Origin of the sequence: Bacteroides sp. AM16-13 (assembly GCF_003602705.1) — a bacterium.
Classification (GTDB): domain Bacteria; phylum Bacteroidota; class Bacteroidia; order Bacteroidales; family Bacteroidaceae; genus Bacteroides; species Bacteroides xylanisolvens.
Genome location: NZ_QTLK01000019.1, coordinates 14,534 through 27,777, shown reverse-complemented (window position 1 = coordinate 27,777; position 13,244 = coordinate 14,534). Strand labels below are relative to the sequence as shown.

At 41.2% G+C, this 13,244-nt stretch carries 8 protein-coding genes; 7 read left to right on the top strand and 1 reads right to left on the bottom strand.

The annotated features are described in order from the left end of the window. The first annotated feature begins 158 nt into the window (after positions 1-158). Genes ychF through lgt form a run of 3 tightly spaced genes read left to right on the top strand, consistent with a single transcriptional unit; the run spans position 159 to position 3,081 of the window. The gene (gene ychF / locus DW173_RS15660) at positions 159-1,262 is read left to right on the top strand and encodes a redox-regulated ATPase YchF (protein WP_004322666.1); all 1,104 of its coding nucleotides are present in this window, start codon (positions 159-161) and stop codon (positions 1,260-1,262) included. A 47-nt stretch (positions 1,263-1,309) separates the two neighbouring features. Next, the gene (locus tag DW173_RS15655) at positions 1,310-2,227 is read left to right on the top strand and encodes a ketopantoate reductase family protein (protein ID WP_004322665.1); all 918 of its coding nucleotides are present in this window, start codon (positions 1,310-1,312) and stop codon (positions 2,225-2,227) included. Positions 2,228-2,244: 17 nt separating this feature from the next. Then, positions 2,245-3,081, top strand: coding sequence for a prolipoprotein diacylglyceryl transferase (lgt, locus tag DW173_RS15650; protein ID WP_008641392.1), 837 nt, complete (start codon positions 2,245-2,247; stop codon positions 3,079-3,081). A gap of 128 nt (positions 3,082-3,209) precedes the next feature. Here the strand turns inward: lgt and mutS are convergent, their stop codons facing one another. After that, positions 3,210-5,798, bottom strand: a complete 2,589-nt coding sequence (mutS, locus tag DW173_RS15645) for a DNA mismatch repair protein MutS (protein WP_032849410.1) — start codon at positions 5,796-5,798, stop codon at positions 3,210-3,212. A gap of 1,193 nt (positions 5,799-6,991) precedes the next feature. On the opposite strand from mutS, the gene DW173_RS15635 reads away from it, so the two are divergent. Genes DW173_RS15635 through DW173_RS15620 form a run of 4 tightly spaced genes read left to right on the top strand, consistent with a single transcriptional unit; the run spans position 6,992 to position 13,240 of the window. Beyond that, a complete protein-coding gene (locus tag DW173_RS15635) occupies positions 6,992-10,309 on the top strand; it encodes a SusC/RagA family TonB-linked outer membrane protein (RefSeq protein ID WP_120144734.1) in 3,318 nt (1,105 codons plus the stop codon). Between the two features lie 13 nt (positions 10,310-10,322). Then, the gene (locus DW173_RS15630) at positions 10,323-11,708 is read left to right on the top strand and encodes a RagB/SusD family nutrient uptake outer membrane protein (protein ID WP_008646868.1); all 1,386 of its coding nucleotides are present in this window, start codon (positions 10,323-10,325) and stop codon (positions 11,706-11,708) included. A gap of 26 nt (positions 11,709-11,734) precedes the next feature. After that, positions 11,735-11,941, top strand: a complete 207-nt coding sequence (locus DW173_RS15625) for a hypothetical protein (protein ID WP_008646870.1) — start codon at positions 11,735-11,737, stop codon at positions 11,939-11,941. Positions 11,942-11,953: 12 nt separating this feature from the next. Next, entirely contained in the window at positions 11,954-13,240 is a 1,287-nt protein-coding gene (locus DW173_RS15620; RefSeq protein WP_120144733.1) for a hypothetical protein, read from the top strand. Positions 13,241-13,244: the final 4 nt, after the last annotated feature.

The following is a 13,244-nucleotide window of genomic DNA, read 5'->3' as shown; positions in this document are numbered from 1 at the left end:
GTTTACTTTACATTTATAGGGATGCCTGAAAACGGCATCCCTCACTCATTAAATAGATATAAGAAAGAAGTATTTGTTTTCCAACCAATGTATATAATCTAAAAATGCCTATCTTTGCAGTCAGATTATCGATAACTAAATAAAAACGAAATAGATAAATGGCATTGCAATGTGGTATTGTAGGACTACCGAACGTGGGTAAGTCGACACTTTTCAACTGTTTGTCGAATGCGAAAGCACAGGCGGCAAATTTCCCTTTTTGTACAATTGAACCCAATGTAGGTGTAATCACTGTTCCTGACGAACGTCTGAACGCACTCGCTGAATTGGTGCACCCCCAACGAATTGTTCCTACAACTGTAGAAATCGTAGATATCGCCGGACTGGTGAAAGGCGCAAGCAAAGGTGAAGGACTGGGAAACAAGTTCCTTGCCAATATCCGTGAGACAGATGCAATTATCCACGTACTCCGTTGCTTCGATGACGACAATGTGACACACGTAGACGGAAGCGTAAATCCCGTCCGCGACAAAGAAATCATTGACTACGAACTTCAATTGAAAGACCTGGAAACCATCGAAAGCCGTATCCAGAAAGTACAGAAACAAGCACAGACGGGCGGAGACAAAGCTGCAAAGTTAGCTTACGATGTACTCGTTCAATATAAAGACGCATTGGAACAGGGAAAATCTGCACGTACAGTGACTTTTGAAACAAAAGACGAACAAAAGATTGCTCACGAACTGTTTCTACTGACCAGTAAACCGGTAATGTATGTTTGCAATGTTGATGAAGCAAGCGCAGTAAACGGAAATAAATACGTAAATATGGTACGCGAAGCCGTAAAAGACGAGAATGCTCAAATCCTGATTGTCGCAGCCAAAACAGAAGCGGACATCGCCGAACTGGAAACGTACGAAGACCGTCAAATGTTCCTTGCCGAAGTAGGCTTGGAAGAATCGGGCGTAGCACGTCTTATCAAATCTGCTTACAAACTCCTGAATCTCGAAACATATTTCACTGCCGGTGTACAAGAAGTACGTGCCTGGACATACGAAAAAGGATGGAAAGCTCCTCAATGTGCCGGAGTGATCCACACCGATTTTGAAAAAGGCTTTATCCGTGCCGAAGTTATCAAATACGATGATTATATCAAATACGGCTCGGAAGCAGCAGTGAAAGAAGCCGGAAAACTGGGTGTGGAAGGAAAAGAATATGTGGTGCAGGATGGCGACATCATGCATTTCCGTTTCAACGTGTGATTATCGGTTACCACCGACGACTTATTAATTACTAATTCGCTAACAATATGAAATATCTCATTGCAGGAACGGGAGGTGTAGGCGGCAGTATCGCAGGATTCTTGTCGCTGGCAGGCAAAGATGTAACCTGTATTGCCCGTGGAGCTCATTTGCAGTCGATTCAAACGAACGGTTTGAAACTGAAATCGGATTTGAAGGGCGAACATACGCTCCGGATTCCGGCAACTACCGCTGAAGAATTCAATGGAAAAGCAGATGTGATATTTGTATGCGTAAAAGGTTATTCGGTCGATTCTATCGTAGAACTGATTAAAAGAGCAGCGCACAAAGACACGGTTGTCATCCCTATCCTGAATGTGTACGGCACAGGGCCACGCATACAAAAGTTGGTACCGGAAGTCACTGTCCTCGACGGCTGCATCTATATCGTAGGCTTCGTATCCGGCACCGGAGAAATCACCCAAATGGGAAAGATATTCCGGTTGGTATACGGCGCTCATCGCGGCACGGTTGTGAAGCCCGGATTGCTGGAAGCTATCCAACAAGACTTGCAGGAAGCAGGCATAAAGGTAGACCTGTCACCAGACATCAACCGGGATACGTTTATCAAATGGTCGTTTATCTCTGCAATGGCCGTAACGGGTGCTTACTACGACGTTCCGATGGGAAAAGTACAGAAACCGGGAAAGATACGGGATACATTTATCGGACTTTCTACGGAAAGCGCTGCCTTAGGAAAGAAACTAGGCGTCGAATTTCCCGAAGACCCAGTCAGCTACAACCTGAAAGTGATTGACAAGCTCGACCCCGAAAGTACCGCTTCTATGCAAAAAGACCTGGCACGCGGACACGACTCGGAAATACAAGGATTGCTCTTCGACATGATTGCAGCAGCCGAAGAACAGGGAATAGATATACCGACCTACCGGATGGTTGCAGAGAAATTCAAAAAATCTAATCATTAACATTAATCCAATATAGAATGAATACCATGCTATTATCCATCAACTGGAACCCGAATCCCGAACTATTCAACCTGTTCGGCATTTCTATCCGTTATTACGGATTACTGTGGGCAGTAGGAATATTCTTTGCTTATGTGGTTGTTCACTACCAGTACCGGGATAAAAAGATAGAGGAAAAGAAGTTTGACCCGCTTTTCTTTTACTGTTTCTTTGGTATTCTAATCGGTGCCCGCCTAGGACACTGCCTGTTCTATGACCCGGGATACTACCTGTCTCATTTTTGGGAAATGATTCTTCCTATCAAGTTCATGCCGGACGGAAACTGGAAATTTACCGGATATGAAGGACTTGCCAGCCACGGCGGTACATTAGGACTGATAATCGCCCTTTGGCTGTATTGCCGCAAGACGAAGCTCCATTATATGGACGTGCTGGATATGATTGCCGTAGCTACTCCAATCACCGCCTGCTTCATCCGCCTTGCCAACCTGATGAACTCCGAAATCATCGGCAAACCGTCTGATGTGCCCTGGGCATTCGTTTTCGAACGTGTAGATATGCTCCCCCGTCATCCGGGACAGCTCTACGAAGCCATCGCTTATCTTATCCTGTTCTTCATCATGATTTACCTGTATAAGAATTACAGCAAGAAACTGCACCGTGGCTTCTTCTTCGGGCTCTGCCTGACTTACATCTTCACCTTCCGCTTTTTCATCGAATTCCTAAAAGAAAATCAGGAAGATTTTGAAAACAGCATGATGTTCAATATGGGGCAATGGCTAAGCGTTCCGTTTATCATAATAGGCGTCTATTTCATGTTCTTCTATGACAAGAAGAAAAAGAAAATAGCCTAAATCAAAAAAAGGGATTAGCGGTTCAAACATCACTAATCCCTCTTTCTTATCAATAAAACAAATGCCATTTCCCTAATGTCAGGACAACAATCGAAAACATATCCTAAGACATTATATACATTTTCAGCTTATTTCCCCCTGACTATCTTCTTAATATCATTCAGTTTATTCAGCGCTTCAATAGGAGTAAGATTATTCACATCAAGATTCAATATCTCATCGCGAATCTGACAGAGAATCGGATCGTCCAACTGGAAGAAGCTTAACTGCATACCTCCACGATTCTCGCTCACTTCTGCCAACGGTTTACCTGCTATGCCCTGTTGGCGATTATCAGATTCAAGCTGTTTCAATATCTCATTTGCACGTTTCACAATGCTTTTCGGCATACCGGCCATCTTTGCCACATGAATACCGAAAGAGTGTTCACTACCGCCACGTTCCAGTTTACGAAGGAAGATTACTTTATTATCAACTTCTTTCACCGATACATTATAATTCTTGATGCGCTTGAAAGATTTCTCCATCTCATTCAATTCATGATAATGCGTAGCAAATAATGTACGTGCTTTTGCTTTCGGATGTTCATGGATATACTCTACAATTGCCCAGGCAATGGAAATACCATCATAAGTAGAAGTACCACGACCCAATTCGTCAAATAATACCAGACTCCGGGAAGAAACATTATTCAGGATATCAGCCGCTTCATTCATCTCTACCATAAATGTAGATTCACCGACTGATATATTATCGCTCGCTCCTACACGGGTAAATATCTTATCAACTAAACCGATATGCGCACTTTCCGCAGGAACAAACGAGCCGATTTGAGCCAATAGCGTAATCAACGCCGTCTGACGCAAGAGTGCCGACTTACCGGCCATGTTCGGACCTGTAATAATAATAATCTGCTGTGTATCGCTGTCCAGCATTACATCATTGGCAATATACTTCTCACCTATCGGAAGTTGTTTTTCTATTACCGGGTGACGTCCCTGACGAATATCCAGTACGTCATTATCCTCAATAATCGGACGGATATAACGATTCTCACGGGCCACATTGGCAAATGACAACAAGCAGTCCAAACGTGCAATCTGATTCGCATTAATCTGTATCTGTGGAATAAATTCCATCAATGCCTGTACTAAGTCCGTATATAGCTGCGTTTCCAGAACCAGAATCTTATCTTCCGCTCCCAAAATCTTTTCTTCGTATTCTTTCAGTTCCTGCGTGATATAACGCTCTGCGTTGACCAACGTCTGTTTGCGAATCCATTCGGGTGGAACCTTATCCTTATGCACATTACGGACTTCGATATAATAACCGAATACATTATTATAAGCTACTTTCAAGCTCGGAATACCCGTCTCTTCGCTCTCCCGCTGCTGTATCTTTAGCAGATAATCTTTTCCTGAATAGGAGATTTGCCGCAATTCATCCAAGTCTGCGTTCACACCGTCCTGAATCACTCCACCTTTATTTATCAGTAAAGGAGGATCATTTTTAATCTCTTTGGCAATCCGGTCACGAATAGAAATACAAAGATTCAACTGTTCGCCAATGCGATTCAAGCTCGCATTATCAGCTTCCATACATGCCTGTTTTATCGGCTCAATTGCTTGCAAGGCAACTTTCAACTGAACGACTTCACGAGGCGACACACGCCCTACAGCCACTTTGGAAATAATACGTTCCAGGTCACCTATCAGATGCAACTGTTCTTCAATCAATTCCTTAAAATCTGGTTGGCGGAAGAAATATTCCACTACGTTCAAGCGTTCATTAATCGGCTTCTCATCCTTCAACGGAAAAACCATCCAACGTTTCAACAGACGCGCTCCCATCGGGCTGATCGTTCTGTCGATCACATTGATTAGACTACTGCCTCCATCATTCATATTGCCAATCAGCTCAAGGCTACGCACCGTGAACTTATCCAGACGGACGTATTTATCTTCTTCAATACGTGCCAATGAAGTGATGTGACCAATCTGCGTATGCTGCGTCATTGTCAGATACTGCAGGATAGCACCGGAAGCAATGATACCGTTTTTCAAGTGCTCCACTCCGAAACCTTTCAGATTCTTCGTTTCAAAGTGTTTCAGCAGTTTCTCACGGGCAGTCGTTTCTGTAAATACCCAGTCGTCCAGCTCGAATGTAAAGAACTTGTTACCGAAATTACCTTCAAACATCAGGCGTTTGCCACGTTCAAAAAGAATTTCCTTAGGGGCAAAGTTATTCAACAGTTTGTCTATATAATCAAAAGGTCCTTCTGCAGTAAGGAATTCACCGGTAGAAATATCGAGAAAAGCAACTCCACAGGAAGCCTTTCCGAAATGAACGGCAGCCAGGAAGTTATTCTCTTTATAGTTCAGAACATTATCATTGATAGAAACACCAGGAGTAACCAATTCGGTAATACCACGCTTCACCAGCTTCTTCGTCATTTTGGGGTCTTCGAGCTGGTCGCAGATAGCGACACGTTTTCCAGCGCGAACCAGTTTCGGAAGGTAGGTATCAAGGGCATGATGAGGAAAACCTGCCATCTCGATAGTTTTTCCTTTCCCATTGGCACGTTTTGTCAGTGTGATCCCTAAAATTTCGGCTGCAACGATGGCATCCGTAGAATATGTTTCATAAAAGTCACCGCAACGAAACAGCATCACTGCATCCGGATGTTTTGCCTTCAAATCCAGAAACTGTTTCATCATCGGGGTGAGGACGATCTCTTCTTCGTTCACGGGTGTCTCCTTTTCTTTTTTATTGAGTGCATAATGTGATTATCCTTGCAAAGATAACGGTTTTTCGGCAGAGAATCAACGGTATGCTCCGATTCAATTTTCAAAATTAATGTTACATACCTTGAAATAAGGAGGACTGATTTCTTAACAAGTAGGGGAAAACTATTAAAACGTGTTATAAAACATGCTATTTTTCTTGGATAATTTGCTAATTTCCCAAGAGTCCGTATCTTTGCAATGTGTTTTTCATAGTATTAGATTTAAGGTTAACAAAGGTTGGAGCAAGGCGTTGCTCCTTTTTTTATGCCTATACGCTTCGTCCCTATTTGATATAAACCAGCAGAACTCTCTCTTTTCAATCATCAGATTCTTTTGGCGCAATCTGAAATCCTAGAGATTCGGTTCAGAGCAACCCCACCTTTAAAAATAGATTCATTCCTGTCTCAGAAAGGAATGAAACAAATTCTTTTATAAATGCCATATTTTAGTTTTAATGTAAATATTATTACAGTAATAGATGCAATAGAAACAAATGGCGTTACCAAAAAAATGTCAATAAAACTCCTATGTATTTCTGATAGATAACACTGTTTTGTAAAGCACTGTTATCCAGTCGGTTACTATTCGGGGCTTTCCTTTAAAACCAACGCCCCGTTTCTCACCGAGAAACAACCTGTTCGACACCGAGAAACGAAGTGTTTCTCACCGAGAAACGAATTAACTGATAAAGTCCTAAACTTATAATTAAGGAAATTGTTAGTCTCTTTTATTTTTGACACTTCTATCGTAGGAATGCATATGTTGAAATATATTTCAATGATAATCTTATCATGTCCAAAATATAATGATATGGAATAAATTTATAACCATACATGAAACGAACCGTTTTGGGTATAGCAATTATGCCCCAAAATTGTCAAATTAAGCCACTTCTTTTTTGCCTTCTACAACATATCAAACTCCCCAATATGCAGTATAATGCAAAAAGCCAGTCGTAACATACCATGAACCAATTTTCTATACTTTTATAAAAATATAATAAACATCGAATGATATTCACTCAAACAAAAGCACACATTTTAAATACAAATATTATCATTTTTCTTGTTTATATCAGCTAATAATAATACATTTGCATATATTCAAACCAATATAATACAATTATGAATAAAATTACCATTTTTTCATTAACATTACTTTTCGCTCTAATTTTACCTTTATTTGCAAATGCACAGGTAACAGTGAAAGGTATTGTAACTGACGAAAGTGGGGTACCATTAGTAGGCGTATCCGTCCGCTATAAGGAGCTCCCCCAAGTCGGTGTTACCACAGATATTGATGGTAAGTTTTCCATCAAAGAGATGAAAGAAGGCAAGACACTTGTTTTTTCTTACATTGGCATGAAAAATGTAGAGCACTTATTGAAAGGAGCAACACCTTTTATCAAAATTAAAATGGAATCTGCAACAAGTGAACTGGATCAAGTTGTCGTTACAGGTTATACCCAAACTACTTTTAAGAAAATGACTGGTTCTGTCGGAATTATCTCGGCCGACCAGTTAAAAGACCAAGCCCAACCAACGGTAGACGCCCTCATGCAAGGTAAAATAGCAGGAGTGGCCGTATCAGCCATATCCGGACAACCTGGTAGTACACAAAAAATACGAATCAGAGGTACCAATACAATCACCGGAGATGGTGAGCCACTATGGGTTATCGACGGAGTTCCCATGCAAAGTGGAAGTACCGATATGCCTACCAGTGCTGAAATAAAATCCGGTCAATTTGACGACTTGTTCATGAATGGTGTCGCTGGCATCAATCCCAGCGACATAGAAAGTATTACTATTTTGAAAGATGCTTCAGCCGCTGCTATTTATGGTTCGCGAGCAGCCGGTGGGGTAATTGTTGTCACCACCAAAAAAGGCAAATCAGGAAAAGCCCAAATAAACTATTCAGGCAATGTATCAGTCACTTTACCACCCCAACGGAACTACTCTTTGATGAATTCACAAGAGAAGCTTGCCTATGAACAGGGATTATGGGATGAATTCTCTGCTCCTGGATTTGAAGCCGGGGCAAATGACTATCCGGTGGTAGGAGTAGTAGGCATCATTCGTGCTGGTAGGGGAAAGTTTGCCGGATGGAGCAAAGAACAACAAGATACGTATATCGAAGAATTAGGTAAAACGAATACCGATTGGTACGATGAACTGTTTCGCAACAGTGTTTCTACCACCCACAACCTATCCATTAATGGTGGTGGAGACAAATACACCTATTATACTTCACTAGCATATACCCGCAACGCTGGTTTATTGAAAAATAATGATTACGACCGTTATAACCTGACAGCTAATCTATCAATGCACCCCAGCCAGAAAGTCAAGATTGACTTTGGGGCATCCATGTCTTATCAATATTCAAAGTCCCCGGCACTGAATAGTCTCGATCCTTTCCAATATGCTTATTTTGCCAATCCATACGAAAGTCCGTATAACGAAGACGGCAGTTACCGGGCAGATGAAACATATTATGCACTAGGAGAATATAACAATAAAAAGACTAGTTCCAAGATTATACCTGATTGTGGATTTAATGTACTTCGCGAAATGGACGAAACTTCTTCACGCACTAAGAATATAAAAACAATGGTTCGTGCAGGAATTGATTACAGCATTATCAACCATTTGCGTTTTGTGGGTCTGGCTTCATATACTTATTCCACCAACCGTCTAAAGGAAATATATGGTAAAAACACAAAAGCAGCTTTAGACAACCGTCTCTCTATCGATAACAATACTAATAAGGAATATGCTTCTATCTTGCAACGCAATGTAGATAATGAGAGCTATATGGTCCGCGGGCATTTTGCTTATGATGATTCTTTTGGAGACCACTCTGTCTCCCTTATAGCCGGTGCCGAATTCCGCGGAAGTAAATCAGACGGTTTGTACAGCAAACGATACGGTTACGACGAAATCACCGGAAATGCCATAACCCCACTTCCTGATGACCCGACAGGAGTAGGCTACGAGAAGCTGAAAGCCTATCTCGCTGCTATTGATGGCTCGAACGGAGAAACATGGAGCGAACAACGCTTTGTCTCTTTCTATGCATCTGCTGACTATTACTACAAAAACAAATATGTACTGAATGTCTCTTTCCGTACTGACGGTAGTTCTAATTTTGGTAGTGACAAACAATTTAATCCTAACTGGGCAGCCGGCGCAGCGTGGAATGTTAGTGAAGAAGATTTCATGGCTTCGCTGAAACCCGTACTGAACAGATTAACACTCCGTATAGCAACCGGATTTACTGGTAACATCAACCGTAGTGTCAGCCCACAAATGATTATCAGTTACTACGATGACTACCGGAATATTTCCAACAATATTTATCATATAGGAAAAGTAGTTAGTCCACCGAATCCCAATCTACGTTGGGAAAAGACGCAAGACGTGAAAGTGGCTCTTGATTTCGGAATGTTTAACGACCGCTTGACAGGTATAGTGGAAGGATACTACCGGAAAAGTAAAGATATTGTAACAGGTGTGCAAGTACTAAGCAGCACAGGATTCACCCAACAGAAATACAATACTGCCAATATTGACAACAAAGGTATCGAAGCTACCCTGAATGGAACTCCTGTTAAAACAAAAGATTTCAGTCTGTCTCTTTCTGCCAACATAGCTTACAACAAGAATAAAGTGACCAAATATAAAGCTTCCTATAGCAGCATGGGATATAATAACTTATGGGAGGGCTATCCTGTAGACGCCATCTATAGTGGGAGATACACAGGTATTGACCCCGAAACAGGATTATATACATACCAGCTGCGTCCCGATGCTGAAATACACACAGCTACCGACTTGAATAAGCCCGATAATTACCGGTATTATCTAGGCACGAGTGAAGCTCCCGTAACCGGAGGATTTAATGTAACCGCCGAATATAAAGGTATTCGCCTTAGCGTAAACGGAACTTTTGCCACAGGAGCCAAAAATTTTGAATTCATCAAGTCGCCAACTTCAGCTAACACCGTAAGCGGTAATGGGGTATTTAATTACACAGAACGTGAACAAGTCTTCCAAAATGATTTGTTCGCACACCATCTGAATGTTCCGAAAGTAGCAGCCGACCGTTGGACGCCCAATAATACAAATGGCACTTATCCGCGCGTATGGAATCCGTTCGGTGAGGTTTACGGATTTGGCTATTATAACCCTATGCACAAAGAAATCACGCATGGAGCTTTCCTTACCAACTTATCTTATGCCAGAATTAAGAGCATCATTTTAGGATATACGCTACCTAAGAAGTTAATAAGTAATTCGGCTCTCTCCAATGTAGATTTCTCTTTGTCACTGAACAACTTCTTCACATTCACCAGCTATTCAGGCATGGATCCTGAAACCCCCGGTGCTACTTATCCGATAAGCCGTTCTGTGATGTTTAGCGTAAATGTTGGATTTTAAATAACAATAAACGATGAAAAATAAACTATTCATATCTATCTATTGTGGTCTGATGATATTGTTGGCTTCCTGCAACAATTACTTAGACGTAAAGCCCAAAGGAAAGATAATTCCTGAAACAGCTGAAGATTTTTCGACCATTATCCATTATTGGTTGGATCAGATAGAAAAAGGAAGAGATGACGTTATCATTCCCAATCCAGAAGTAATGACAACTTTAGAGATGTTTGCCGATGACTTGAATGCAACGCTTGCCAGCAATTTCGGCTATACGAGCATTTATGTGGGAAGTGCCATTAACAAAAATCAGGCCACTTACAAAACACTCTACTCTGTTATCAAAGACTGTAATATGGTTATCGGCAACATGGATGATACGGAATCCGATTTAGCTAGAACCCTATTGGGAACAGCCTGGAGCATTCGTTCTATTTGCTATTATAACCTTATGCAGCGCTACTGTGAGCCATACCAGCCGGAGACGGCAAAAGAGACTCTCGGACTTCCACTTGTCGACGATTTTGATATGGAAGCAAAGCCTGCACGCGCCAATCTGAAAGAAACTGCTGAATTTATAGAAGAAGGATTCCGGAAAGCCCTCTCATATAATGTGTCTAATGAAGACTTTATCTTTACTTCATCCGTGACAAAAGCCTACTTCGCACGTTTCTTCTTTTGGACACAGAACTGGAGTAGTGCCATTACCTATGCCAAAGAAGTATTGGAAAAATACCCGATGCTGGAAGCTGACGAATATGTAGAAGCCATTAACCAGAAACAAGCAAAAGCACACAATGTCATTATCCGTTCATTCACCATGGATGATGATATAGGAACCATGAGTTACGCAACTGCACAAGCCGATATAAAATCAAGACCTGTCGACAGAAATTTGGTTGATTTATTTGCGGCCACCGACAATGACGTACGTCGCAAATGCAACTATGATTCCAAACGGATTGTCAATAAAATCATCACCACCAAGTTTCGTAGTGAAGAACTTTGCCTGATTATAGCCGAAGCCCACGCACATCTGAATCAGGAAACAGACGCACTAGGTTATCTTAACCAGCTTCGTTCCAAACGAATCACTCAGGATTATATAGCCTACACGATTGACAATCTCCCAGAAGTTTTCCAACAAAATATAAAAACCGACGCCACTGGGATCCCTTTGACAAAATTGATGTCAGCCATCCTCTGTGAACGCCGTAAAGAATTGTTTGTTGAAGGCGACCGCTGGTTTGAATTAAAACGCAACGGACGTCCGGAATTTTGGGTCGCTGCCAAAGGAAAGAAATTTATCACAGAAAAGTATCTGTATACTTTTCCTATTCCCAAAGCAGACATCAGATTATTTCCTGATTTGCTCATTCAAAATCCAGGCTACATAGAATAATTTATCCATAAAAAACAGAAACAGTTATGAAAAAGATACTATATATCCTATGTTTCATTCTCACAGGTTCTTCCGCTTTCTTGGTTTCATGTGATAAACCGGAAGAACTGACCCCAAAAGTAGATAATACATCAGAAGATTATTTACTTCCCACCGGAAATATCCTGAATGCACAAGACCGTGAAGAAGTACAAGCATTATGGGATGAATACAACAATGCCATTAACCAATAAAAAGGGATTAAAATGAAAACAAAAATCAAAATAACAGGCTCCTTCCTGCTAATGATTATACTAATCATAGTGTCGGCAGCTTGCAGTGATGACGACTCGTCGGGTGCAAAGTTATCTTTTAGTCGCTCCATATACATATTACCTTCTAACGGTAGCCTGGAAGTGGAATTGAGAGCTTCTGTAGCACCTGAAACAGACTTAAGCATTCCTGTCATCATTGAAGGTACTGCCATATTGGATGAAGACTATGAAATTTCTGCTAACGGGTTCATGATAAAAGCCGGAGAAACAAGTGCCACTTTAACCATTACTCCCAAAAACAACCTGACTGCCAACCGTGAAATCCGCCTTTCCATCAACCCGGTTTCCGGATATGCGCTCGGTGACAAGAAAATAGCGATTATCCCCGTTGAAGTGAAAGAGCACATTATGTATACTTTCAAGCCTGTGATCTATCGTCTGTTAAGTGAAATAGACATTAGAATCGAAGTGGAAGGAGAAAATAGCGGCAGCAGTTTCAGGGCAACAACAGACATCGTGTTGCCGATAGAAATAGACCCGTCCAGTACAGCCATATTGAACGAAGATTTTGAACTTGAAAACGGAATAACTTCCGTCACCATTCCAAAAGGTTCTTACTACACACGTTTTAAGATAAAAATAAAAGAAGGAGCAGAAGATTATACAGGAAAAAACGCTATCCTTAAACTAGGTACACCAGTTGACAACTCCGAACTCTACTATCCGGGCTCATTTGTATCCTATAATATAAAACTGGATCAGTTAAAGTTTACTGACATGCTGGGCAAATGGAAACCTGTAGAGATTAAAGATAAAGACAACTATGTATATATTGGTATGCCTGACGAAGACTGGGTAAATAGTCTGCCGGAAAACAATGGAGCGAATGACTACCTGGAATTTGTACATCAAGAAGATGGTACAGATAAAATAATCCCATACCTGACGGGAGATTTAAAGAACTTCTTTTGCAATCCTCAAGGACACACTGTTGTTTTCGACCATATAGAGAAAGGCATCTATAACTGGATAGCTGACGAAGAATATGACGCTCCTTATTTCATCACCTCGCAAGTGAATCGTTGTTTCTCAAAGAGAAAAACAGAGCTTGGAAATGCATTTATAGGATTGGATAAGATAGATGATAATAATATCATCATTTACTTTCACGATTTTATACCAACTGATTTCTTCAGCTCAACGTTTGAAGAGTACGGTCATTATTTCGATGCGAGTTTCTTTGGTATAACCTACGCATTCACAAGGGTAGTAGAATAAACAA

What these genes read in the sequence shown, in the direction of transcription:
- DW173_RS15620 (WP_120144733.1), top strand. Translation starts at nt 11,954, where the DNA reads ATGAAAACAAAAATCAAAATAACAGGCTCCTTCCTGCTAATGATTATA.
- lgt (WP_008641392.1), top strand. Translation starts at nt 2,245, where the DNA reads ATGAATACCATGCTATTATCCATCAACTGGAACCCGAATCCCGAACTA.
- DW173_RS15655 (WP_004322665.1), top strand. Translation starts at nt 1,310, where the DNA reads ATGAAATATCTCATTGCAGGAACGGGAGGTGTAGGCGGCAGTATCGCA.
- ychF (WP_004322666.1), top strand. Translation starts at nt 159, where the DNA reads ATGGCATTGCAATGTGGTATTGTAGGACTACCGAACGTGGGTAAGTCG.
- DW173_RS15635 (WP_120144734.1), top strand. Translation starts at nt 6,992, where the DNA reads ATGAATAAAATTACCATTTTTTCATTAACATTACTTTTCGCTCTAATT.
- DW173_RS15625 (WP_008646870.1), top strand. Translation starts at nt 11,735, where the DNA reads ATGAAAAAGATACTATATATCCTATGTTTCATTCTCACAGGTTCTTCC.
- mutS (WP_032849410.1), bottom strand. Translation starts at nt 5,798, where the DNA reads ATGATGAAACAGTTTCTGGATTTGAAGGCAAAACATCCGGATGCAGTG.
- DW173_RS15630 (WP_008646868.1), top strand. Translation starts at nt 10,323, where the DNA reads ATGAAAAATAAACTATTCATATCTATCTATTGTGGTCTGATGATATTG.